Source organism: Bradyrhizobium sp. 2TAF24 (assembly GCF_052115025.1).
Taxonomy (GTDB): Bacteria; Pseudomonadota; Alphaproteobacteria; order Rhizobiales; family Xanthobacteraceae; genus Bradyrhizobium_A.
Map to the genome: position 1 here is coordinate 97622 of NZ_JBFRFW010000019.1, position 23407 is coordinate 121028.

At 65.7% G+C, this 23407-nt stretch carries 24 protein-coding genes and 1 tRNA gene; 19 read left to right on the top strand and 6 right to left on the bottom strand.

Annotated elements, in window-relative coordinates; translation table 11 throughout:
- Positions 1–29: 29 nt before the first annotated feature.
- Positions 30–596 (bottom strand): elongation factor P, encoded by a 567-nt coding sequence (efp, locus tag AB4Z37_RS26335; protein ID WP_441519661.1) that lies wholly within the window; start codon positions 594–596, stop codon positions 30–32.
- Between the two features lie 138 nt (positions 597–734).
- On the opposite strand from efp, the gene epmA reads away from it, so the two are divergent.
- The 3 genes from epmA (at position 735) to AB4Z37_RS26350 (ending at position 3285) form a co-directional block, all read left to right on the top strand.
- The gene (epmA, locus tag AB4Z37_RS26340; RefSeq protein ID WP_441519662.1) at positions 735–1787 is read left to right on the top strand and encodes an EF-P lysine aminoacylase EpmA; all 1053 of its coding nucleotides are present in this window, start codon (positions 735–737) and stop codon (positions 1785–1787) included.
- Complete coding sequence (locus tag AB4Z37_RS26345; RefSeq protein WP_441519663.1) at positions 1784–2857, top strand: lysine-2,3-aminomutase-like protein; 1074 nt, start codon at positions 1784–1786, stop codon at positions 2855–2857. The genes epmA and AB4Z37_RS26345 overlap by 4 nt, the downstream gene beginning before the upstream one ends.
- Positions 2858–3027: 170 nt before the next feature.
- Positions 3028–3285 carry a hypothetical protein gene (locus tag AB4Z37_RS26350; protein ID WP_441519664.1) on the top strand — a complete coding sequence of 86 codons (258 nt, stop codon included), beginning with the start codon at positions 3028–3030 and terminating at the stop codon, positions 3283–3285.
- A 40-nt stretch (positions 3286–3325) separates the two neighbouring features.
- Here the strand turns inward: AB4Z37_RS26350 and AB4Z37_RS26355 are convergent, their stop codons facing one another.
- The 3 genes from AB4Z37_RS26355 to AB4Z37_RS26365 form a co-directional block, all read right to left on the bottom strand.
- A complete protein-coding gene (locus AB4Z37_RS26355) occupies positions 3326–3898 on the bottom strand; it encodes an HdeD family acid-resistance protein (protein WP_441519665.1) in 573 nt (190 codons plus the stop codon).
- A 127-nt stretch (positions 3899–4025) separates the two neighbouring features.
- On the bottom strand, positions 4026–4802 hold the full coding sequence (locus AB4Z37_RS26360) for a cyclase family protein (RefSeq protein WP_441519666.1): 777 nt from the start codon (positions 4800–4802) through the stop codon (positions 4026–4028).
- Positions 4803–4843: 41 nt separating this feature from the next.
- Positions 4844–5833, bottom strand: a complete 990-nt coding sequence (locus AB4Z37_RS26365) for a fumarylacetoacetate hydrolase family protein (protein WP_441519667.1) — start codon at positions 5831–5833, stop codon at positions 4844–4846.
- A 108-nt stretch (positions 5834–5941) separates the two neighbouring features.
- Between AB4Z37_RS26365 and AB4Z37_RS26370 the strand changes: the two genes are divergently transcribed.
- The 6 genes from AB4Z37_RS26370 (at position 5942) to AB4Z37_RS26395 (ending at position 10209) form a co-directional block, all read left to right on the top strand.
- Complete coding sequence (locus AB4Z37_RS26370; protein ID WP_441519668.1) at positions 5942–6883, top strand: ABC transporter substrate-binding protein; 942 nt, start codon at positions 5942–5944, stop codon at positions 6881–6883.
- Positions 6884–6901: 18 nt separating this feature from the next.
- On the top strand, positions 6902–7594 hold the full coding sequence (locus AB4Z37_RS26375) for a GntR family transcriptional regulator (RefSeq protein WP_441519669.1): 693 nt from the start codon (positions 6902–6904) through the stop codon (positions 7592–7594).
- Positions 7595–7659: 65 nt separating this feature from the next.
- Positions 7660–8418 carry an ABC transporter ATP-binding protein gene (locus AB4Z37_RS26380; protein WP_441519670.1) on the top strand — a complete coding sequence of 253 codons (759 nt, stop codon included), beginning with the start codon at positions 7660–7662 and terminating at the stop codon, positions 8416–8418.
- A complete protein-coding gene (locus tag AB4Z37_RS26385) occupies positions 8415–9179 on the top strand; it encodes an ABC transporter permease (protein WP_441519671.1) in 765 nt (254 codons plus the stop codon). The genes AB4Z37_RS26380 and AB4Z37_RS26385 overlap by 4 nt, the downstream gene beginning before the upstream one ends.
- Positions 9176–9946, top strand: a complete 771-nt coding sequence (locus AB4Z37_RS26390) for an ABC transporter permease (protein WP_441519672.1) — start codon at positions 9176–9178, stop codon at positions 9944–9946. The genes AB4Z37_RS26385 and AB4Z37_RS26390 overlap by 4 nt, the downstream gene beginning before the upstream one ends.
- A 188-nt stretch (positions 9947–10134) precedes the next feature.
- Positions 10135–10209, top strand: a tRNA-Glu gene (locus tag AB4Z37_RS26395).
- Between the two features lie 34 nt (positions 10210–10243).
- Here AB4Z37_RS26395 and AB4Z37_RS26400 read toward each other — a convergent pair.
- Positions 10244–11278 carry a nucleoside-diphosphate kinase gene (locus tag AB4Z37_RS26400; RefSeq protein WP_441519673.1) on the bottom strand — a complete coding sequence of 345 codons (1035 nt, stop codon included), beginning with the start codon at positions 11276–11278 and terminating at the stop codon, positions 10244–10246.
- A gap of 81 nt (positions 11279–11359) precedes the next feature.
- Between AB4Z37_RS26400 and AB4Z37_RS26405 the strand changes: the two genes are divergently transcribed.
- The 10 genes from AB4Z37_RS26405 (at position 11360) to AB4Z37_RS26450 (ending at position 22299) form a co-directional block, all read left to right on the top strand.
- Entirely contained in the window at positions 11360–11791 is a 432-nt protein-coding gene (locus tag AB4Z37_RS26405) for a hypothetical protein (protein ID WP_441519674.1), read from the top strand.
- Between the two features lie 217 nt (positions 11792–12008).
- Positions 12009–12872 carry a hypothetical protein gene (locus AB4Z37_RS26410; protein WP_441519675.1) on the top strand — a complete coding sequence of 288 codons (864 nt, stop codon included), beginning with the start codon at positions 12009–12011 and terminating at the stop codon, positions 12870–12872.
- A 100-nt stretch (positions 12873–12972) separates the two neighbouring features.
- Positions 12973–14118, top strand: a complete 1146-nt coding sequence (locus AB4Z37_RS26415) for a hypothetical protein (protein ID WP_441519676.1) — start codon at positions 12973–12975, stop codon at positions 14116–14118.
- A 91-nt stretch (positions 14119–14209) separates the two neighbouring features.
- Entirely contained in the window at positions 14210–15241 is a 1032-nt protein-coding gene (locus AB4Z37_RS26420) for an amino acid--tRNA ligase-related protein (RefSeq protein WP_441519677.1), read from the top strand.
- Positions 15242–15344: 103 nt separating this feature from the next.
- Positions 15345–16283: a class I SAM-dependent methyltransferase gene (locus AB4Z37_RS26425; protein WP_441519678.1), complete on the top strand. Its 939-nt coding sequence runs from the start codon at positions 15345–15347 to the stop codon at positions 16281–16283.
- A 5-nt stretch (positions 16284–16288) separates the two neighbouring features.
- Positions 16289–17797, top strand: coding sequence for a B12-binding domain-containing radical SAM protein (locus AB4Z37_RS26430; RefSeq protein WP_441519679.1), 1509 nt, complete (start codon positions 16289–16291; stop codon positions 17795–17797).
- An 11-nt stretch (positions 17798–17808) separates the two neighbouring features.
- Positions 17809–19242 carry a B12-binding domain-containing radical SAM protein gene (locus AB4Z37_RS26435; RefSeq protein ID WP_441519680.1) on the top strand — a complete coding sequence of 478 codons (1434 nt, stop codon included), beginning with the start codon at positions 17809–17811 and terminating at the stop codon, positions 19240–19242.
- Between the two features lie 8 nt (positions 19243–19250).
- On the top strand, positions 19251–20204 hold the full coding sequence (locus AB4Z37_RS26440; RefSeq protein ID WP_441519681.1) for an aldo/keto reductase: 954 nt from the start codon (positions 19251–19253) through the stop codon (positions 20202–20204).
- Positions 20201–21238: an S-methyl-5-thioribose-1-phosphate isomerase gene (mtnA, locus tag AB4Z37_RS26445; RefSeq protein ID WP_441519682.1), complete on the top strand. Its 1038-nt coding sequence runs from the start codon at positions 20201–20203 to the stop codon at positions 21236–21238. Before AB4Z37_RS26440 ends, mtnA begins: the two co-directional genes overlap by 4 nt.
- Positions 21235–22299, top strand: coding sequence for an LD-carboxypeptidase (locus tag AB4Z37_RS26450; protein ID WP_441519683.1), 1065 nt, complete (start codon positions 21235–21237; stop codon positions 22297–22299). The genes mtnA and AB4Z37_RS26450 overlap by 4 nt, the downstream gene beginning before the upstream one ends.
- Here AB4Z37_RS26450 and AB4Z37_RS26455 read toward each other — a convergent pair.
- Positions 22237–23277, bottom strand: a complete 1041-nt coding sequence (locus AB4Z37_RS26455; protein ID WP_441519684.1) for a nucleoside-diphosphate kinase — start codon at positions 23275–23277, stop codon at positions 22237–22239. The genes AB4Z37_RS26450 and AB4Z37_RS26455 overlap by 63 nt on opposite strands.
- Positions 23278–23407 lie beyond the last annotated feature (130 nt).

Consider the following 23407-nt stretch of genomic DNA (forward strand, 5'->3'; position numbering starts at 1 on the left):
CGCCACCTGCCGGCCTCTGTCCGGAGACCTCAGTCCTTGGCGCGCTCGACGTAGGAGCCGTCTTCGGTCATCACCACGATGCGGGTGCCGACGCCGACGTGGGGCGGCACCGCGGTGCGCACGCCGTTGGACAGCACGGCGGGTTTGTAGGACGACGATGCGGTCTGGCCCTTGGTGACCGGCTCGGTATCCACGACTTCGAACACCGCGCGCTGCGGCAAGGTGATCGCGACCGCATTGCCGTCGTGGATCGAGAGCTTGACGGTCAGGTTCTCCTGCAGGTACGGCGCGGCATTGCCAACGGTGTCCTTGCCGACCATGAGCTGGTCGTAGGTCTCGTTGTTCATGAAGTGGAAGCCGTCAGCGTCCTCGTAGAGGAAGTTGAAGTCGCGGTCCTCGATGGTGGCGCGCTCGACCTGGTCGGTGGTCTTGAACCGCTCGGAGACCTTCACGCCGTCGCTGATCCGGCGCATTTCGATCTGGCTGACCGGGGTTCCCTTGCCGGGGTGGATGTTCTCGGCGGTCAGAACGACATATAGCTTGCCATCCATATCGATGACATTGCCCTTGCGAATAGAACTTGCGATGACTCTCACGGATCAGTTTCCTAGCGTTCGGGGCGGAAGCCTGGCCGGGACCGGACGTCCAACGGCGGGCGGAACAGTTTCGGGCCGCAACATACTGATTTGTGGCCCGGATGCCAGCTTTTTGCGCCAGATTGGGGCGGACCGCCCATGACCGGCGACCGACCGACGCTGGCCTGGTGGGCGCCCGCCCGCCATGCCGACCGCAGGGCGTTCCTGCTGGCACGGGCGGCCATCACCCGGGCGCTGCGGGCCTGGTTCGAGGCACAGGGCTTCCTGGAGGTCGAGACCGGTGTGCTACAGGTCTCGCCAGGCAATGAAACCCACCTCCATGCCCCGTCCGCCCGCCTGACACTGCCGTCGGGCGAGCAGGTGACCCGGTATTTCCGGACGTCGCCCGAATTCGCCTGCAAGAAGCTGCTGGCCGCCGGCGAGCGCCAGATCGTGGAGTTCGCCCGGGTGTTCCGCGACCGCGAGCGCGGCGACCGGCACCTGCCCGAATTCACCATGCTGGAATGGTATCGAGCGCAGGCGCCGCTGGACGCCATCATCGCCGACTGCGTGGCTGTGATCGGCGAGGCCGCGCGGGTCGCCGGAACCCGGCAGTTCGCCTTTCGCGGCCAGTCGGCCGATCCGTTCATCGCACCCGAGCGGCTGACGGTCGCCGACGCGTTCCGGCGGCTTGCCGGCATCGACCTGCTGGCGACCATCGTCGATGGCGCGCCCGATCGCGCGGCGCTGGCGCGCGCCGCAGACGGACAGGTCCGCGTCACCGACGACGACACCTGGTCGGACATCTTCAGCAAGGTGCTGGTCAGCCATGTCGAGCCGACGCTGGGGCAGGGCCGCCTGACGGTGTTGCACGACTATCCTGCGCCGGAGGCGGCGCTTGCTCGCGTCAAGCCGTCCGATCCGCGCGTGGCGGAGCGGTTCGAAATCTATGCCTGCGGTGTCGAACTCGCGAACGGCTTTGCCGAATTGACCGACGCGCAGGAGCAGCGTCTGCGCTTCACCGAGGCGATGGACGAGAAGGAGCGCCGCTACGGCGAGCGTTATCCGCTGGATGAGGATTTTCTCGCCGCGGTGGCGCAGATGCCGGCGGCGAGCGGGGTCGCGCTCGGCTTCGACCGCCTGGTGATGCTGGCCGCCGGCGCGGTGCGCATCGACCAGGTGGTGTGGACGCCGCCGGAGGAGCGGGTGTGAAGACGAATCTGCAAGCCCAACCGGCGGCGACGCTGCGCAGCGCCGATGATCTGATCGCCCATGGGCTCGCGCCCGCCGGGGTGCAGGCGGAGCTCACGCGCGTCGCGGCGCGCTATGCCGTGGCGGTGACGCCGGCGGTGGCGGCGCTGATCGATCCGGCCGATCCGCGCGATCCGATCGCGCGGCAGTACATTCCGTCCGGCGATGAACTGGTGACGCGCGCCCATGAGGACCCCGATCCGATCGGCGACCATGTCCATGCGCCGGTGCCGGGTATCGTGCATCGCTATCCCGACCGGGTGCTGCTCAAGCTGGTGCATGTTTGCGCCGTCTATTGTCGGTTCTGCTTCCGCCGCGAGATGGTCGGCCCCGGCAAGGACACGGCGCTGTCGCAGGAGGCCTATGGGGCCGCGCTCGATTACATCCGCGCTCGCCCCGAGATCTGGGAGGTGATCCTGACCGGCGGCGATCCCTTGATGCTGTCGCCGCGGCGGTTGCAGGAGGTGATCGCTGATCTGGCCGCGATCGATCATGTCCGGATTGTCCGGCTGCATACCCGCGTGCCGGTGGCGGATCCGGAGCGGATCACCGACGATGTGGTGGCTGCGCTGCGCGCCCCGGACGTGACCGTCTGGGTCGCACTGCATGCCAATCATCCGCGCGAGTTCAGTGCACAGGCCCGAGCCGCTTGCGCGCGCCTTGTGGAGGCCGGAGTTCCGCTGGTCAGCCAGTCGGTGTTGTTGCGCGGCGTCAACGACGATGCGGCCACGCTTACGGCGTTGATGCGCGCCTTCGTTGAAAATCGCATCAAGCCCTACTACCTGCACCACGGCGATCTGGCGCCCGGCACGGCGCACCTGCGGACCACGATCGAGGAGGGACAGGCCTTGATGCGATCGCTGCGCGGCCGCGTCTCGGGACTGTGTCAGCCGGATTATGTGCTGGATATCCCAGGTGGTCACGGCAAGGCGCCGATCGGGCCGGTCTATCTGTCGCAGGACCCGGTGGATCGATCACGCTACCGTGTGGTCGATTACTGCGGCGACGTGCACGGCTATGCTTCCGAATGATGGCTGGCAATGTGCGGCGCCCTTTGTCGTCACGATCGCGTCATGAGGCCGCGGGAGGCCTCGCGACGTCGCGCTGGTGCAGCGCGTCAACCCATCCCTTCCGACTCGCGTTTCGAGGAATCTCCTTTAGATTGGGAGGTCAGGATGAATGTGACGTCGGGAGGTCCAATATGTCGCGGCTGATGGCAACAATTCTCGTTCTTTCGCTGGCCAGCGGCACTGCTGCTCTGGCGCAGAGCGGCACGGGCAGCGGCACGTCGGCGCGGACGTCCGGCGGCGGTGTTGTGCAAGCTCCGGTCGGTCACCGTCAACCGAGCAAGGCCGACATCGACAGCGCGGAATCGAAGGACAAGCGCGGCCTGTTCGGCTCCGATGCCGACGACAAGGCGCTCGATCGCAAGATCAAGAATATCTGTCGCGGCTGCTGAGCCGCGGTGATCGCCAGCGCGGCCGTGCGCCGGAGCGCCGTCAGGCGCTTCGGGCGGCGAGCGCCATACTGATCAGCGACGCGCCGCCAAACAGCATGTTGATGCCGACGAGAAGGCCGAGCGCCCAGGTCGCCGACCCCGGCAGTCCTGCGACGATCAGCGCTGACACGACAATGTCGGCGATGCCGGCCGCGACCAGCCAGCCCCAGCGCCGTGACAGCTGTTTGCGGTGGTCGAGCGCGTACATGATGGTGGCGACGCCCTCCATCACGAAGTAGACGCCCACCACGATGGTCAGGGACAGCGTACCCTGGACCGGCCACAGCAACAGCACCGCACCAGCGGCGATCGCGAGGATGGCCGATACCAGCGACCAGCCGAAGCCGGGCAGTTGCCGTGCCGCGAAGGTCAGCACCAGTTGGACGATGCCGCTGACGATGAACATCCAGCCCAGGAAGACGGTGACCGCAAGGCTTGCGAGCGGCGGAACGACGATCGCCCCGAGGCCGAGCACCACGAGCACGATTCCTTCGATGAGGAAGGCTTTCCAGTGCGCCTGGATCGCCGCCGTCACCTGCGACTGCAGCTTGTCGATGTCATCGGGAAGGGTCATGGCTTCGCTCCGTCAGCGGATATCGATCATCATGCCCGAAAGCTTAGCCCGCGCATTGTGACGGTGACAACACACGGCCGGTGCGCCCAATCTCGTGCATGGGCGCACCGGCTGACGACGGCGGCGATCAATCGTCGATGATCGCGACCGCCCGCGTCCAGCCGGCCGAAGCGCGCTCGATCTTGACCGGGAAGCATGACACCATGAAGCCGGTCGAGGGCAGCTGCTCGAGATTGTGCAGTTTCTCGATATGGCAGTAGCCGATATGGCGACCGGCCTTGTGGCCTTCCCAGATCAGGCTGGCGTCCTTGGTTTCGGCATAGCGCTTGGCCGTGAACACGAATGGCGCATCCCAGCTCCAGCCGTCGATGCCAGTGAGGCGCACGCCGCGCTCCAGCAGGTACATGGTGGCGTCATAGCCCATGCCACAGCCCGAGTTGACGTAATCCGGCTGGCCGAATTTGACGCCGGCGCTGGTGTTCACCACCACGATCTCCAGCGGTTTCAGCGTATGGCCGATGCGCTTCAGCTCGGCTTCGACGTCCGCTGCGGTGACGACATAGCCGTCGGGAAAATGGCGGAAGTCGAGCTTGACGCCGGGCTGCAGGCACCAGTCCAGCGGCACCTCGTCGATGGTCCAGGCGCGCTCACCGCGATTCATCGTGGGATGAAAATGCCAGGGCGCATCGAGGTGGGTGCCGTTATGGGTGGAGAGGTTGACCTGCTCCACCGCCCAACCCTGGCCGTCGGGCAGGTCCTGCGCCTTCAGGCCGTCGAAGAACTGCAGCATGCGCGGCAGGCCCTGCTGATGGTCGATGTACTGGATGGTCGGGTGATTGCCCGGCGGATCCGCCGGAACATCGTTCTGCAGGGGAACGGAGATATCGATCAGTCGTCGCGCCATGGGTCGTCTCCCGGATTGTTCTGTCAGCGGAGCAGGGCCGGTCAGGCGTCCTGCCGCTCCACCTTGTTCTTGAGGATGCCGATCTTCTCGATCTCGAGCTCGATGGTATCACCATGTTCGAGGAACAAGCCAAGCTCGAGGCCGCAGCCGTTGCCGACGGTGCCCGAGCCGATGAACTCGCCGGGCATCAGGGTTTCGTCCTTGCTGATGTGCGCGATGATCTCCTCGAACGAGAACAGCATGCCGTCGCTGACGCCTTTTGAGCGCGTCTCGCCGTTGACGCGCGCCTCCATGCGCAGCTTGTAGGGATCGCCGATCTCGTCGGGTGTCACGATCCACGGACCGATGACATTGCCGCCGTCGAAGCTCTTGCCCTTGGCGGGGCCGAGACGGCCTTCCATCTCGATGCGCTGGGCGTCGCGGGCGGAGAAGTCGTTGAAGATAGTGAAACCGAAGATGTGGTCGCGCGCCTTGGCCGCCGGAATGTTGGCACCTTTGCCTTTCGTGATCAGGCCGAGCTCGAGTTCGTAGTCCATGATCCGGCTGTAGCGCGGCCATTTCACCGTGGTGTTGGTGCCGCGCACGCTGAAGCGGTTGGTGATGTAGAAGATCGGCTGCTTGCGATAGACCTCGGGCAGTTCGGGCAGGGGCTCGGCCTCGATCCGCTTCAATTCCTCCAGATCGCCCTTGGCGCGGGCCGCGAGCTTGCGCTGGCCAAGCGGCGCCTGGAGGATGTGGATGGGAAACGACATGCCGTCGCGCATCTGCCGCGGTTCGGGGACGGGGGCGAGCAACTCGACCGCGGCGACCGCGACCGAAAGGTCCGCATCCTGGCCGTGGCGGGCAAGGATCTCGCGCGCGCCATCGAGCGCCGCGGGGCCGGCATCGATCAGCGAAAGCATGGACTGAAAAGCGGAATTTGCCTTGCCGGCGCGCAATGCCGCGGCGGCGAGATCGAAGATCCGGGTGTCGTTGTCGTGGACCAGGCCCACCCGTTCGGCGCCGCCGACACGGTATGTCGCAAGCTTCATGAAGCGTCTCCTCTTGTTCTTTCAAAAAATATATGATCAAAAATAATATCGATAAACAAGAGGCGGTGACAGAAATCGCCGACCTTCTGAGTTTCTGGAGGAAACACCATGGGGAAACGTCTCGGCGGCTTAGCTGTCGTGGCCGGCCTTCTGCTTGCGGCCGTCAGCACGCAGGGCGCATTGGCTCAGGGCAAGATCCTGATCGGCTGCACCGCGACCTCCGACTGCGCCTCGGCGATGGTCGCGGCCGATGAAGGCCTGTTCAAGAAGCACGGCCTTGATGCCGAGATGCTGCTGATCGGCCTCAACTCCAACATCCCGGCGGCGGTGCTGTCGAACTCGATCCAGATCGGCGGGCCGACCTCGACCGTGTTCCTGCAGTCGGTGGACGGTGGCCTCGACCTCGTCGCGGTCGCCGGCGCCTCCGCCATGACCGCGACCTCCAACGACGCGATTGCCGCGTTCGTGCGCAACGGCGTCGAGATCAAGCAGCCCAAGGATTTCGTCGGCAAGAAGGTCGGCGCGCCGGGGCTCGGCGCATTTCTACATGTGCTGTTTCGCAAGTGGCTGACCGAGAAAGGCGTCGATCCCAAGAGCGTCAACTTCGTCGAAGTCACGTTCCCGACCATGAACGACGTGCTGAAGTCCGGCACCGTCGACGCGGTGCTGACCGCGGAGCCGTTTGTGGCGCGCATGACTGCGGCCGGCACCGGCTATGTCGGCGCACGCTACGGCGCCGAACTCGCGCGTAGCGAGCCGATCATTTTCTATGCGGCGTCGCGCGACTGGGCCGAGAAGAATCCGGAGGCGATCAAAAAATTCCGCGCCGCCATCGCCGAGGCTGCCGTTATCGTCAACACCGACCGCGACAAGGCCAGCGCTGCGATCGCAAAATTTACCAAGCAGCAGCTCGATCTGGTGAAGACCACTGTGCCGAACCATTCCGAGCCGGAGCTGAAGCCGGAGCAGCTCGCCTGGTGGATCGACGTCATGCAGCAGCAGAAGATGCTGCAGTCGAAGCTCGATCTCAACACGCTGATCCTGAAGTGAGCTGAGGAGGCCGTGGCGATGGCCCTGCCGCACATATCCGCAGGCGAGGTCTCCGATACGCTCAGCGAGCGGGCGGCGAGCCTTGTTCAGCGCGATATCCTGACAGGGCATTTTGCGCCCGGTGCGCGGCTCGGCATCGTCGAGCTGGTGCAGCGCTACGACATCGGCGCGACGCCGGTGCGGGAAGGGCTGTCGCGGCTGGTGTCGCGCGGGTTGATCGTGGCGATCGGCCAGCGCGGCTTCCGTGTCGCCGACGTCAGCCGCGACGACCTTGCCGACATCACCCGCATCCGCACCGTGATCGAGAGGGAGGCGCTGCGCCTCGCCATGGAGAAGGGCGGCGATGGATGGGAGGCCGGAATCCTGGCGGCGCTGCATCAGCTGCGCCGTCATGTCGAGCGCAGCGGCGCCCATTTCAGCGAGGGCGCGGAGGATTTCGACGCCGTCCACAAGGGCTTCCATACCGCGATCCTGCAGGCCTGCGGCTCGCCGCGGCTGCTGACGGCTCATTCCGATCTCTACGACCAGGCCTATCGCTACCGCCGCGTGATGATGCGCGGCTTCGAGGATGGCGGCCACTTCGTCGACGTGCACCAGGCTCTTGCCGAGCGGGTGATGGCGCGCGACATGGACGCTGCCTGCACCATGCTGGCCGAGCATCTTCAATCCACCCTGAATTTCGTCTACCCGCCGGGAGGCGCGCAATCGTGACGGCCCAGATACTCCCCACCAGCCGGCATCCAGAGTCCGCGCCACGCGCGGTCCCACGACCACCGATGATCGCGTTCGACAATGTCACCATCGCGCTCGGCGGCCGGCCGATCATCCACGACCTCAGTCTCGCGGTCGAACCGGGTGAATTCGTCTGCATCATCGGCGCGTCGGGGTGCGGCAAGACCACGGCGCTGCGCCTCGCCGCAGGCCTCTATCGCCCGACCGGCGGCGCGGTGCGCGTGTCCGGCGAGCCGATGGACGGACCGCGCCGCGACGTCGCCATCGTCTTCCAGGACTACGGCAAGGCGCTGCTGCCGTGGCGCACGGCTGCAGGGAATGTCTCGCTGGCACTGGAAGCGGCGGGGGTGGCGGGCGCGGAGCGTCCGGCGCGGATCGCGACACTGCTCGCCAAGGTCGGGTTGCCGGATCATGGCGCGAAATATCCGTCCGAGATGTCCGGCGGCATGCAGCAGCGGCTGCAGATCGCGCGCTGCCTCGCCCAGGAGCCTGTCGTGCTGCTGATGGACGAGCCGTTCGGCGCGCTCGACGCCATGACGCGCCAGGGCCTGCAGGATGAAGTGCTATCGCTGGTGGCCGCAAGCGGCGCCACCGTGATCTTCGTCACCCATGATCTGGAGGAGGCGATCTATCTTGGCGACCGGGTGATCGGCCTGTTGCCGCATCCAGGCCGGATCGGCATCAATGTGAAGGTGGATCTGCCGCGGCCGCGCGACCAGCTCGCGACCCGCGAGATGCCGGAGTTCCTGCGGCTGCGTCGTGAACTGTTCGATTTCATCAAGGCGTCGGAAGGCAGGGCATGATCGCGGACCGCCTCAAGCCGCTGCTGCTGCCGCTCGCCGTCATCGTGGCGCTCGAAGCCGCCGCACGGGCCGTCCATCTGCAGAGCGATTCCCTGGCAGCCCCCAGCCAGGTCGTGCTCGCCTTCATCGACAGCGTACGCGACGGCGAGCTGTGGATCTGGACGCGGGACACCCTGGTCTCGACCTTTGCCGGCCTTGCGATCGGGGCCGCGATCGGCCTGGTGCTGGGGATTGTTCTCGGCCTGTCGCTGCCGCTCGACCGCTGCCTCGAAGTGACCATCGAGAGCATCCGGCCGATTCCGTCGGTCGCCTTGCTGCCCATCGGCCTGATCGCGCTCGGTTTCGGCTATCGGATGGAGATCGCCATCGTGGCCTTTGCCAGCATCTGGCCGCTGCTGATCCTGGCCCGGGCCGCCGTGCGCGGTGTCGAGCCGCGGCTGTTCGAGGTGTCGCGGGCGCTGCGGCTCGGTCCTGTCGCTGAGATCTCCAAGATCGTCATTCCCGCGGCATTGCCGCGCATCTTCGTTGCCTTTCGTCTCGCGGCAAGCGTCGCGCTGATCGTCGCCGTCACCGTCGAGATCACCGCCAATCCGCTCGGGCTTGGCGCCGCGATCATGACGGCGCAGCATGCGTTGCGGCCCGACCTGATGCTGGCGCTTCTGGTCTGGATCGGGCTGCTCGGCTTCGCGCTGAATGTGGTGCTGGTGCAGGCGCAGCGGCGACTGTTCGGGCCGGCAGCGAGCGCGGAGATGGCGCCATGATCAAGCCGTCGGCGCTGGCATGGCGGGCGCTGAGTTTCGCGGTCGCGGCCGGGTTCATCGCGCTGTGGCAGGTCGTCGCCAACCTGCGGCTGGTGTCGCCGGTGTTCCTGCCGGGGCCGGACCGCGCCTGGGGATCGCTGGTGCGGGGCTTCTCCTCCGGCGATCTGGCGGACAAGGTCATCGGCACGCTGCAGCACATGGCGATCGGCTGGCTGCTGGCGTCGTTGATCGGGATCGCGCTGGGCGCGCTGATCGGCTCATCCAGGGCGATGCGCATCTATGTCGCGCCGACGCTCGAGGTGCTGCGGCCGCTGCCGGTCTCGGCGGTCATTCCGGTGGCGATTGCGTTGTTCGGCCTGACGGAGGGCATGGCGCTGGCAGTCATCTCGTTCGGCTCGGTGTGGCCGCTGCTGCTCGCAACCGTGCATGGCTTCGCCGCAGTGGAGCCGCGGCTCTACGAGGTGGCGCGAACGCTGCACATGTCGCGCCTTGCGGTGGTCGCCAAGATCGCGCTGCCATCGGCCAGCCCGGACATTCTGGCGGGCATGCGGCTCAGCCTCACCGTGGCGCTGATCCTTTCCGTCGTCTGCGAGATGCTGGCGGGGCTCGACGGCCTCGGTCACTGGGTGCTGTTGTCGGCCCGCGCGTTCCGTTCCGCCGATCTGTTCGCCGGCGTCATCCTGCTTGGCGTGATCGGTTATGTCACCGCGCTCGCCATGGCGATGGCCGAGCGGCGGCTGCTGGCCTGGCGGGCGAGGGGATATTGACGGAGCGCTTGCGGCAATCACGAAACGTCATTATAGGTGGCGCCACGCTGCGCCGCGGGAATCGGAGCCAGGGAGCAATTGCTCCCTAAAAGCTTGGTTTGACTACGGTTTTCAGCGTGAACGACGCGGCACGCGAGTGCTGCTCAGACGGGAGTACCCTGGGTGCCGCCCGGATGAGCCGACGTTCGGCTCCCTTCGTCTATCGGTTAGGACGCCACCCTTTCACGGTGGAGAGAGCGGTTCGATTCCGCTAGGGAGCGCCACCTTCGCACGCGAGCCGTCGAAGCTGGATTTCGGTCAGCCATCGAGCGGACTGCGCTCGGCAACCTCCAGCCGCCATGCTGCAGCGTCGACGGAAGCGATCGTCTTCGCGACGCCGGGTTCATCGTGAACCGTGAAGGCCGCGCCCAGCAGCGCCAGGTCCCATCGTTCGATATCGATCCCCGCAGCCGCCACCGCGCGGACAAACGGCTGCCAGCGGATCGGTTCGCCGCGGCGCATGGTTGCGATATCGGCGCGGATCTGCTCGGCCGCGACACCACAGATGCCGCGGACCGCATCCGCCATGCGCGCGATCGCCCCCTCGGACTCGAATGGACGCGCGTGCTGCGTGGATGCGACGAGGGTTCGCTCCAGCACTCGCGTATCGATCGCCGACAGTTGCCCCGAAACCATGTTCGCCAGGAGTTGCCGACGAAGCGGCCCGTCGAACAGCACGGCAAGCTCCCGCAAGATGTCGGCGGGTTCGTCGGCGACATGACAGTAGCTGAACAGACGATTGGGTTGTGCGAGAAGGCGCCGCAGACAGCTCGGAGATTGCCGTGCGATGTCAGCGGGCCCCTTCAGGACGCCGAGATGCACCGTTGCAGGTGTCTCCAGCGTGCCGTCATGGCGCAGCAGCAGCACCAGCGCCTGATCGCAGAGAATGAGGTCGTTCACGGCAAGACGATCGAGTGTTGCCGCGGCGAGCTGATACCGCCAGAGCTCCCGCCACTGCAGTCGTGTCAGGAACGGCAGCGTTGCTGCCGCAATCGCAAAACCATGCGCTTGCAGGAAGTCGACAATCGTTCTCGCCTTGCCGCCGGCAAGTCCCTCCGGCTTGATCATGACAAGAGCGCTCCGGTGCAGTATCGCGCCCAGTCGATCGCCGATCACATCCAGCGCATCGGCGACACCTTCGCGAAACAGCGTGTCGTGCTGGTACAGCCGCGCCTTGTTCGGCATGCGGGTGAGCGCGCTCCACGTCAGCGCGGTTCGAGCCGCCGGCGTCTCGCGCAGGTGCTTCCTTTCCGGAGATTCATCATGGCTGTCCGTGAGGGGGTGGACGTGCATTGTGCGTCCTCCTGACGACGACAACGTACACAGCAGCTGAAATGACCGTCAATTTTACAGTCAAGGCGCGTGGCGCCGCGTGTGCGGACAATCATCGTCTGCATCGCGCGATACCGCGCCACCGACGCCGCGCGTTGCCAGGATTTCAGCTTGACGGGATGCGAGCTCGATGCAATCCTGCAACCACGCGTTTATGGAGCTGTCGATTTACCCGAGAAGGGTGTTGTCTTACTCGCTGATGAGGTTTTTCCTCTGGAGGACAATGACATGACCCACGCGCATGACGCCGATCACCAAAAAGTTGTCGAAGCGGCGAAAGCAATCAGTAGCGTTCGGTCGGGGAATTCCATCCCCGTGGTTCTGACGGGGCGCATTGTGAACGGCAAAGTTCACATCGACCAGCATGTTCTGGATGAAATTGCGAAATCCTACCCGAATGCCAATGGCTCGTTCATTGCGGTCAACGCGCCTTTCGATCCGAACGGCTCTGTTTCAAACGGCTCTGTTTCATAAGATTAGCGATACTTCAGGACATTGCGGCTGTCGTTGCTCTGAGCAACGACAAACCAAACGCTTCCATATCTGAGGCAGCTGCGTCGCGTCAGTGTGGGGCTGGCGGCGAAGACGTGTGCTTAGCCTTGCCAGGCCACGACTGCTGTCTGATCCGATAGCAAGCGCTGTCGGCGCACGGGATGGCGTGCTCCGACGCACTGCAAATGGTGCATGACCGATGAACGTCGGCGATCTTCTGAGCGCTGATGCCGAGCCAGCACGCGTCGAACGCGTAGCCATCACGGCGCTGGCCGATGGCGGCATTCATGATCTGTGTCCGAGCTATCTTGCTGCGCTTCGCCGAGCGCTTGCCGATGAACCGCCACCGTTCGGAACGAGAGCATATTCCGAGCTTTACCGGGATGCTGCCTCGGACGCTCGCTGGCTGGCGATCTCGCTCATGACGAACGCCGAGCGTGAAGGGGACGGTGCCAAGCGCCTGTGGTCCCTCGCGGCCTGCTCGACGGATACCGATCATCGGCGGCAGCTCAAGGAACACGCCGTCGATGAATCCCGTCACGCGCTATTCTATCTGGCGTTACTCGACTTTGCCTTTCCAGGATTGACAGAGCCATCATTCCGGCTGGCGCTGCGGCAGTTGTCGCCCCGTTATGCCTTGGACACGGAGCTGGTTCCGGTCAGCGGTTCGCCGTACGCGAAGCCGCCGACGATCGATGATTTCATCCAGATGAACATCGCCGAGATACGCACGGCGATCCATCACCTGATGCAGCGGCCGGCTCTGGCCGCGCATGCACCGGCTGAAAATTTCGCCGGCATGCAGCCGATCCTCGATGCGCTGCTGCGCGACGAATTGCGACATGTCGCTTATACGGCGGCTTTGATCGAGCGTCTGGCTCACAGTCCGGTTCGCCCGGATGTGACAGCGATGGTTCGCAAGCGGCTTCGCGACTTCAACGCCATCACGACGGAGGAACTGGGGCAGGTGGCTTTCGACTGTTCCGTATCGTGCTGCGAGAAGCGGCCGCATTGCCGCGCGAAGGCGGGCGTCGCGACTGCGTTCCTCGACGCCCCGTTCTAGAGCAGACGTTCCAGAGCAGACTTTTTCGGGCCAGGCTTTTCAGACCAGACAATGATGTGACGCCTGGCCATCAGACACACGGGTTCCCGGGACCGTATCGATGGATATCACGGAGTTCTTGCGCATCCGGCATGTCGACCTGGCGGCGATCGCCGCGAGTGCGCGGGCGTCCGTGGGGCTGGAGCCTTGCGATCTCCTGCTTTCCGTCGGGTCTCTTGCGGAGGGGCTCGGCAATGACAAATCGGATCTCGACCTGTTGCTGATCACGTCGCGCGACACCGACGCCCTGCCGGCGCATGAGGTCGCTGTTGTGGTCGGGACATGTCTGTTCGACATCCAGATTATTCCACGGCGCCGGCTCGATGCCGTGCTTGCGCGGTTCGCGGTCTGGGCTGCACGTCCTTGGGATATTACACGTATCGCCGACATCGGTGCCGACGACCGCAGGCTGCTCCACCGTCTGCTTCACTGCGCGGTCGTCCACGCCGGCGGGCGCAGCGATCTCGCTGCCGCGCAACCTGACCTCTCGAGCCTGGCGCGCCTGAAATTGCAGATCGCCCGGCATACCTCCCGAACCATTCAGGTCGACATGGCCGGCCACCTCGAGGCGAAGGATTACGCTTCGCTGGTGTTCGCGTCCCAGGATCTGCTTGGACACGCCGTCGATGCCTTGGCTGCGGGATATCTCCTGACCAACCCGACGGCCAAATGGCGCAGCCGTTTGCTTGCGAGTCTTCCGGCCGAGTGGGAGACGGCGCTTGGAATCCGGCCGTCAGGATGGAGCGCCGCGGAACTATTCTGGAGGTTGCACCGGGCGCCGGAGCGGCCGGATCGGCTGGAGGCAGGTCGGCACGCGCTCAAGATTGCGACCTTCGCGCGTGCCGCGTTCGCATGGGCCGAACAGCGATTGCTGGGCGCGCCCTGTGATGGTCGGCGACCGATCAGATGGCCGCGCGTCGATCGCGTGTCAGAAGATGCGGCCTTGCCGTATCTCGCCATCGACGTTGATTTTTCTGCCCATGGCGACGGCGTGATGATCGGCCGTCTCAACGCATTCGGAACTCCGCTCGGCTTGAGCCGGCGGGAGTTCGAGATGGCGCTGCTGTTCGACGGATCGACAACGCCGCGCGAGGCTGAGATCGCGATATGCGGATCCTATGCCGTCGACGCCAGCAAACGCCTGGTGGACCACATGATATCACGTGTCGCGGAGGCGGGGTTTTCGGTCACATCGGGGCGGAATTGATCGGGACGCATCGTGGGATGCGTGACAACAGAGGGTGTTGCAGGTGTTATCAGCCGAACGTGTTGGGGCAGCCGCCAGAACCGAGGCAGAGGTGCTGCCGACGGGCACGCCGGTGACGCCGCCGCGCGCGTGGCGAAATCCGCCCGAACATTTGCGCGCGGCCATGAGCAATCCCTGGTACGGGCTCGTGCTCGATCTTCAGGATGCGGTCACCCGGGCAACGGTGAACTTCTGGGGCGCGCGTGGTGTTCGTGCTGCCTATCTCCCGATCACCACGGGCAGCATTTCCTCTCCCATGGGGCTCGGCAGCGATTCCGTGCCCGTCGCGGTCCAGTTGCATGGCGAGAAGGTTTATCTCGCCGACTCCATGCAATTCCTGCTCGAATTTGCTGTCCGGCAGGCGGAGCGCGGTGCCTACTACATCATGCCCTCGTTCCGCGGCGAGCAGCACGACGAGACCCATCTCAATGAATTTTTCCATAGTGAGGCGGAGCTGCGTGGCGATCTCGGCGACGTGCTGGACGCCGTCGACGGCTATCTGATCGCTCTTTCGCGTGCGTTGCTCGATGTTCGATCGTTGACGCGGAAGCTGCAGCACGGTGCCGGCCATCTGGAAGCCTTTGCCGCCGGCGCGCGCCCCCGCCGGCTGTCGTTCGACGAGGCCGCTCTCCTGATCGCCGATGTTGCGGGGGGCGTCGTCCGTCATAGCGCGGGCTTTCGGACGCTGACCCGTGAGGGTGAGCGCGCCTTGGCGGCGCGTTGCGGTGGCGCGGTATGGGTCATGTTGTGGGATGCGCTCGCGACGCCGTTCTATCAGGCTACCACCGGGTACGGCTGCAGCTTACGGGCCTTGAATGCCGATCTCCTGCTGGCAGGACCTGGCGAGGTCGTCGGGGCCGGCCAGCGCCATGCCACTGCGCCGGAGGTCGCGGAGGCGCTGCAGCGACGTGGTGTCGATCCCGAGCCATACGCCTGGTATCTGGAGATGAAGCGCGAGGCACCGCTCGCCACGGCGGGATTTGGCCTTGGAGTCGAGCGGTTGCTGTGCTGGGCGCTCGGACACGACGACGTTCGCGATCTCCAGCTGGTTCCCCGTCTGATCGGCGTTCCGAGGACTTTCTGATGCCATGTTTTGCGTATCACGGCGATCCGTCGGGCAGGGGATGCGCGGGAGGTTGCCCGCCCCGTTTCGCGAGGGAGGCGAAGCCATCCGTTCGCGCGGTGCGATGACTGCAGCCGTTCGCGCCGGCCTCGACCAGTCGATCCGACGCGATAGGCTGGACAGGCTGACGCCGGACGACGTGTCTGCGCTCGACTATGTCGGCTTCATCTCCTTGATCCAGGAAACGAACCGCTGCCCGGGCGGGCTGATATCGCTTCGCCGCCAAGCTATCGCCAGCGGAATCGATGCGGCCTGCGAAGTCCTGGAAATCGGCTCGAACACCGGATTTACGTCGATCGAGCTGGTCAAGATGACCCAGTGCCGGGTCACAGGCATCGAACCGAATTTTGCCGCTGTTCAGGAAGCCAGGCGGCGGCAGGCGCTGCTGCCGCCGGAGTTGCGGGACCGCATCAAGTTCGAGGTCGGTGATGCCCGCCGCCTCGGGCGCGCGCGAGGCAGCGTCGATGTGATCGTATGTGGCGGCGCCAACAGCTTCATCGATGGCCGCGACGCTGCATTCGGTGAGTATCAACGGGTTCTGCGGCCGCTCGGCCGTGTGACGCTGACCAACTTCTTCTATCTTCGTCCCCCGCCGGACTCGCTGTTGCGCCGCCTCCGCGAGACGATCGGCGTGGATATTCCCCCCTGGGACCAGCGTCAGTGGCTGCGATTGATTCTGGACGGGTCATTCTGGGAGGTGATCTGCCTCACCACGCATCCGGTGGTGGCGAGGCCCGCGGCGGTCGTCACGGCCTATGTCGACTACATGATTGATCGGCCGGCGCTGCTCGACCTGCGGGCGGATACGCGTCATGCCGTCAGGCGGCGCTGGCAGGCGATGTGCGAGCTGTTCAACGAGAACGCGGCCCATCTCGGCTTCTTTGAACTGGTGCTGCGGCGTCCGCTCGACGGGCTCGAGGAGCAGGCGCCGCTGTTCTTGTCCCCGGGTGAATACGACCGGTGGTTCGAGCACGACCTGATCGCGCCTCCGAAAGAAGGATAAGGAGGATGGATGCTCTCATCGTCAATCCGCCGACCTTGGGAGATATCGAGCGCATCGGGCTTGCGGGGCAGGTGTCGTACTTCGAGTTCGAGCGGCAGACCGCGGGATCCGATGGATTTCGGTCCTTCCCCGGGGAACATCTCGGTCTCCTTGCGCTGACCGCCAGTTGCCGCGCCGCTGGCCTGGAGGTCGCTTCGGTCAACGGCCAGGTCGCCAACCATCGCACGCTGCAGCAGACCTGGGAGGCGATGGTTGCCGCTGCCCCCGGAGGTCCCGCCGTCGTTGGTCTCTCGGGGCCATGCCAGGTGCTGGCAGAGAACCTTGCGCTCGCACGCCGGGTTCGGACGCACTGGCCGGATTGCCGGATCGTGATGGGGCACGATTTTGCAACACTCAACTATCATCGGCTGCTGCGCACCTACGATTGCCTGGATGCCGTGGTGGTCGGCGAGGGCGAGGGGGCGTTTCCCCGGATTGTCGATGCGGCCAGGGCAGGACGATCTTTCGTGGACATCGGCGGGGCCGCCGTCCGCGATGGCCGCGGCGAGGTGCGGCTGAGCGTGACGCAGGCCCTGCCGCTCGACCTCGATACGTTGCCCTGGGTGGCGCGAGACCATCTTCCGCAGGTCCTCGCCGCGGGGATGAGTGCCGGAATCTACAGCGCGCGTGGGTGCCCCTATCGCTGTTCGTTCTGCACGACCGGGCAGGCGGCGGCCCGGCTCGGCAAGCGCGGCTCCCACCGCCTGCGGTCGATCGATGACGTGGTCGATGAAATCGAACGGCTGGTGACGGATTTCGCGATTCCCCATCTTACGATCGTCGACGATCTCTTCCTGACGTCGCATCCCGAGAGCCAGGAGCGCGCGCGCCTGTTTGCCGATCGGCTGTGGCGGCGTTCGCTCGGCGTTCCCTTCATGATCGACGCACGCGTCGATTCCATCGATGCCGCGACGTTCTCGGCCCTGCGCAAGGCCGGGCTGCACCGGGTATTCGTCGGGGTGGAGACTGGAAGCGACGCGCAGCTCGCCCGCTACAACAAGCGCTATCACCGCTCCGTGAAGGACGCCGCTTTCGTGGAGCGGCAGATGCGTGTTCTGGTCGAACTCGGCATCGACGTCGTTCCCGGCATCATCACCTATCATCCGGAAATCGAGCCGATCGAACTGATCGATACGCTGAAAGCGATCGATGCCAGCGGCTACCGCGGGATCTATCAGTTCATGAACAGGCTGTTCGTTCATCCCGGCACGTCGCTGTGGCAGGACTATCGGCTCCGCGGGCTGCTGGTCGAGGAATGGCCGGTTCCGCAATGGACCTTTCGGCACGACGGTGCGGCGCGACTGGAGCGCGATGTTCTCGACGCGGCCGCTGCCGGCCTCGGATTTCATGAGGTGCGGGCGATCTTCGAACGCGGCGTGCGGGCCTGGCTCGCGGAGTGGACCTCCACAGGCAATGCCACCTTCCGTGATCAGTCCGATCCCTTGGGCGAAGCGTCTTGTGAGACCAACAGCTGAGGTGACCCGCAATGATCATCCTCGTCAATCCGCCGACGCTCTGGGAGCTCCAGGATCTCGGCCTTGAGGGCAAGATGTCCTGCTTCGAGCTTCAGGGGAAACACGTTTCACCGAGCGCGCTGCGGTCATTCCCCGGTGAGCATCTTGGCCTGCTGGCGCTGGCGGCCGCGTGCCGCCGGCACGACCTGCCGGTGTCGATCGTCAACGGGCAGATTTTGCTGCACCGGACGCTGGACGACACCTGGCAGGTCATGGTCGAGCGCGCCGGCGGAGGGCGTCCCGATGTTGTCGGCTTTTCCGGACCCAACCAGGTGTTCGTGGAAAATGTCGCACTCGCTCGCCGGGTCAAGAACCGCTGGCCCGATGCCGTCACTGTTCTGGGCGCCGACTTCGCGACCCTCAACGCCGACCGGATCCTGACGGACTATGACGTCTTCGATGCCATTGTCGAAGGCGAGGCCGAGGCGGCGTTTCCCGCACTGTGTGCGGCGGTCGCGGCAGGCCGGCCATTCGACGGTGTCCCGGGTGTGGTCACGCGCGAGACCGTCCGCGGGCCACGCCCGATTCCGCTGCCGCTGAACCTGGACGATATCCCCTGGATTGCGCGCGACGACACGCCGGCTGTGCTCGCCCTCGGTCTCAGCGCCGGCGTCTTCAGCAGCCGCGGCTGCCCCTATCGCTGCGGCTTTTGCACGACAGGACAGGTCGCTGCACGCAGCGGCCAGGCCGCGGTCCGGGAAAAGAGCATCGAGAATGTCGTCGATGAGATCGAGTATCTCGTCAAGGATTTTGGCATCGATCACGTGACCATTACCGACGACCTGTTCGTCAACAAGAACCCCGCCTCGCAGGAGCGAGCCCGCCGCTTCGGCGAAATCTACAAGGCGCGCGGGTTGTCGTCGGTCGCCTTCATGATTGATTGCCGCGTCGATTCCATCGACCAGGAGACGTTGTCCGTCCTGCGCGATGCCGGGCTCTATCGCATTTTCGTCGGCATCGAAACCGCCAGCGCAGATACGTTGCAGGCCTATGACAAGCTGTATGTGAGCAATGCGCTGCCGAAATACATCAGCGACCGGCTGCGGATCGCGGTCGATCTCGGAATCGACGTCGTTCCCGGGATAATCACCTACCATCCGTCGGTCACGGTGCCGGAGCTCCGCCGCACCCTCGATATCGTTGATACCGTCGGCTATCGCGGATCGTTTCAGTTTCTCAACAAGGTCGTCGCACATCCGGGCACTCCGATCTGGAACGCCTATGCTGCCAAAGGCTATCTCGATCCGACGTGGCCCGTGCCGCAGTGGGGATTTCAGGACCCCGACGCGCAGACCGTCGCGGATGCGGCATTCGCCGCCGCTGCGGCAGGCGGCGATTTCGATCAGATACGCGGCGCGGTGCTCGGGGCGATCGAGCAGTGGGAAGCGCGGCAACCTGTCAGGTGATGAGTGATATGAGCGCAACGTTGCCGTCGCGCGACCGACCACGAACCGACGGCCTGCCGCGGTTATCCCCCGTCGGCTTCGGCGCCTTTCCGCTCGGTGGGGCCGATGGCACTGTCGCTGTTGAGCGGGCCAGGGCTTGCCTGAACGCGGCGCGTGACAGTGGCTGCACGTGGGTTGACACCGGCGAGGTCTACCACGGCGCCGCAAATGAGGACCTGCTGGGACGCGCCGGCCTTCAAGGGCTCGCGGTGGCGACCAAGGTCGCTCCACGTCCGGCGGGGTCCGGCCTCCGGCCGCACGAGATCAGGGCGGCGTGCCAAAACAGCCTGCGCCGGCTGCGTGTCAACGTGATCGACTGGTACTATCTGCATTGGCCGGATGGGTCGGGTATCCCGGTCGAGGACAGCTGGGGGGCCATGCGGGCGCTGGTCGACGAAGGATGGGTTCGGCACGCCGGGCTGTCGAATTTCGATATCCCCCTGATGCAGCGCTGCCAGGCCGCCGGGACGATCGACGTCGTGCAGGTTGGCCTTTCCCTGGTCGACCACCACTGGGGAGGCGAGGTCGCGCGATGGTGTGGCGGCCACGGCATTGCGGTGACCCTCTATGAGCCGCTCGCCAATGGCCTGCTGAGCGGAGCTGTGACCGCGGGGACCGATTTGCGGGCATGGGCCGGCCGGGACGTTCAGACATGGCCGTTTTTCCAGCGGGTTTTGACCGGGGAGGCGCTGGCCCGGTCGATGGCCTGCCTGGAAGCCCTTCATCGGTGGTCGGCGGTCCTCGAGCGTCCGGTTGCGCAGGTCGCGCTGGCCTGGGGGCTGGCTCAGCCGGGTGTGACGTCAGTGCTGCCTGGAAGCCGCGATCCCGAACATATCCGGCTTAACGCGCATGCCGCGGCCTTCACGCTTCCATCCGAGGTCCTGGCAGCGCTCGACCGTGTCGCAGGGTGTCCCGCAACATGACGACCGCAGCCCGGATCGCCGATGGACCGATCGTGCCGATCCGCTGGGACGACGGTACACTCGACATCATCGACCAGCGGCTGCTGCCGGGAGAGGAACGGCATCTGCGTCTGAGCCGTTGTGAGGACGTCGCCGCGGCGATCGGGGCGCTGGCTATTCGCGGAGCGCCGCTGCTCGGCATAGCGGCCGCCTACGGGCTTGTGCTCGCCGCACGCGATGGGCGGCTGGAGCAAGGCGCCGCGCTGCTGCGCGCCGCCCGGCCGACGGCCGTCAACTTGCCGCGGACGGTTGATCTGTGTCTCGACATTGCCCTGACAAACCCGGCAGCAGCAGTCGAGGCATTGTTGAATCAGGCGCAGCGGCTGGAGAGCGCGGAGGCCAGAGCCTGTGACGCGATCGTTCGCCACGGCGCCGCGTTGCTCGCCGGAGCCCGGACGATCATGACCGTCTGCAATACCGGGGCGCTAGGGACCGGCCACCGCGGAACGGCGCTCGGCATCATCGTGCAGCTCGCGGATGAGGGACCGGTGACAGCAATCTGCTGCGAGACCCGTCCGCTGCTGCAGGGAGCGCGCCTGACGACATGGGAGCTGTCGCGCCATGGCGTGCCGGCGCAACTGATCGTCGATGGGGCCGCTGCGGCGATCTTGCGAACGGGGGACATCGATGCGGTTGTCGTCGGTTGTGACCGGCTGGCGGCGAACGGCGACCTCATCAACAAGATCGGAACATATGGTGTCGCCCTCGCCGCAGCGGCTCATGGTGTTCCTTTTGTCGCTGCGGTGACCATGTCGTCGATTGATCGTTCGGCGCTGTCTGGGGACGATATCCGGATCGAGATGCGGGCGCCGGACGAGGTGCTGAACCTGGTCGACGGCGTCGCCGCGTTGCCTGGCGTCGCGGCTCTCAATCCGGCATTCGATGTCACGCCGGCTCACCTGGTCAGCGCGATCGTCACGGAGCAGGGGGTGATCCGACGCGCCGATGATCCGCGTGTCAGGCGCCTGCGCGCCGCCGCGCGTAACGCATCGTGAGCGCCCATCGACCTCTGCTGCTCGCGCCCGCGATTGGTCGCCGGCCACGCGTCGCCGTCATCTCCCCCTCATGGGGCGGGATCGATGCCCTCGCGGGGCGGGCAGCACGGGCCGCGGACGCGCTACGCGGCATCGGGTGGGAGCCTTGGATGATGCCGCATGCGGCGGCGCCCGGAGACATCTTGCGCCCTTGGGTCTCAGCCTCGGCGCGCGAGCGGGTGGCCGACCTCCATGCCGCTTTCGCCGATCCGGACATCGACGTGATCCTGTGCGCGATCGGTGGCGATCATTGCGCACAGCTGCTGCCGTGGCTCGACATGGCGCTGATCGCCGCGTCACCGAAACCCCTGTGTGGATACTCCGACGCCACCGTGTTGCTCCATGCCATTCACCGGGAGACGGGGCTGGTCTGCTTCTACGGTCCGGCGTTCCTGCCGCAGTTCGGGGAGTTCGGTGGACCCGACAGCGAGGTCGTCGACGGCCTTGGCCGAATGCTGGTGCATGGCGTCACCGCGCCCGGCGATATTCCCGATGTCGGCTGGCAGGCAGACGAGCCGCGCGAGCAAAGCGATGTCGCGGAACGTCCACGGCAACGGCGAAATGCGGAACCGAGGCGTGTCCTGCGCGCGGGACGGGCGGTGGGGCCGCTGATGCCCGCCTGTCTGCCGAGCCTGCGCCACCTGACCGGCACGCCCTGGCAACCGCGCCTGGACGGCGCCGTGCTGTTATTGGAGGCGCCGGGCGACGGCTACGATGTGCGACGCGCCGATGCCGACCTGACGCATCTCGCCAATGCCGGCATGATCGGAAGTATCTCCGCGCTGGTGCTCGGACGCAGTGAGGGGTGGTCGGATGCGGATGTCGGACGTCTCGACCGGATCGCGCTCGATATCACTGATCGGATGGGGATTCCCGTGATGGCCGGAATCGCGTGTTCGCACGCCGCGCCGATGTTGACGCTTCCGGTCGGCCCCCTGGCTGAAGTCGACGGCCTGCGTCTACGCATCCTCGGTGCCGTGGTCGCCGAACGCTCCGCGAGCGCGCCGCGCGTCCGCCGCTGAGCGTTGCAGCCAGGCCTCGTCCCAGCGACCGTGAACTGGATCGGGCAACGTGCGAATGGCGCCGGCGGGATCGTGCTCGCAGACACTGGATCCGACCACGACATAGTCCCAGATACCGAGCTGTTGTGCGTAGGGCCACAGCACGGCATGCAGCTGTCGCCAAGCACGCTCGGCATCTGCCGGCGCGCGGGTCAGCAGTCCGTCGAGATGGGGGAGCGCCAGCGCCGCGATATCCGGTGAAACAAGCCGCGCCACCGCATGACGCAGCCGCGCCAGGGCTGGTTCGGGCTCGAGATCGTATGCCGGCGTGTCGGCATAGGCGTGTTCGCGGACCAGCTGCAACGCGCCACCGGCGTCCTGTCCGCCGAGCAGTTGCGCGATGATGGTCCGTCGGCCGGCGCGGTCGAAGAGCAGCCCCAGTTCGCGCAGCACGTCGGCCGGCTCGTCGGCGGCATGAACGAAATTGAGCAGGCGATTGTCGGGCCCGAGGCGGTACCGGATCTGCCCGGGCTGCCGTTGTGCGGGCATTGTCGGGCCCTTGAGCCTTTGCAGGCGCACGGCCGCGGGAAGCGATCCTTGCTCGCGACGTTCGTCGCGACAGACCAGCATGATGCTCACAGCCGCCGGCTTGAACAGGTCGAGCAGGTCCAGTCGTTCCAGCGTGGCGCCGTTGAGAACGTAGAGCCAGAGCAGGCGGATCATCATGCGGTCAAGCCGCACCGGCACGGCGGCGACAGGGGTAAATCCGGCCGCGCGAAGCCGATCCTCGATGCGTTCGACGGCCCGCAACGCGACGGCTTCCGCCTTGACCAGCATTGTCCCGTGATTCAGCAGCAGATCGAGGGCCCACTCCGGCCCGGCCTGGTCGAGCAGATCGCGCATGGCTTCGCGGGCAAACGGTTCGCCGTAGAAGAACCGAGCCTTGTCCGGAAGAACCGTTGTTGCGTCGAGAAAGGTCCGGGTCTGTTGTTCGATCATCGCGGCGCTACCGATCGTGGACGTCGGCCGAGGAGGACAAACTGCCCCGCTTCTGGCTCTTCTCGCCAGGATACTATCCTCCTGTCGGCGCCGGAGTGGAAGCAGGATTGGGCGATGACGCCGACATGGG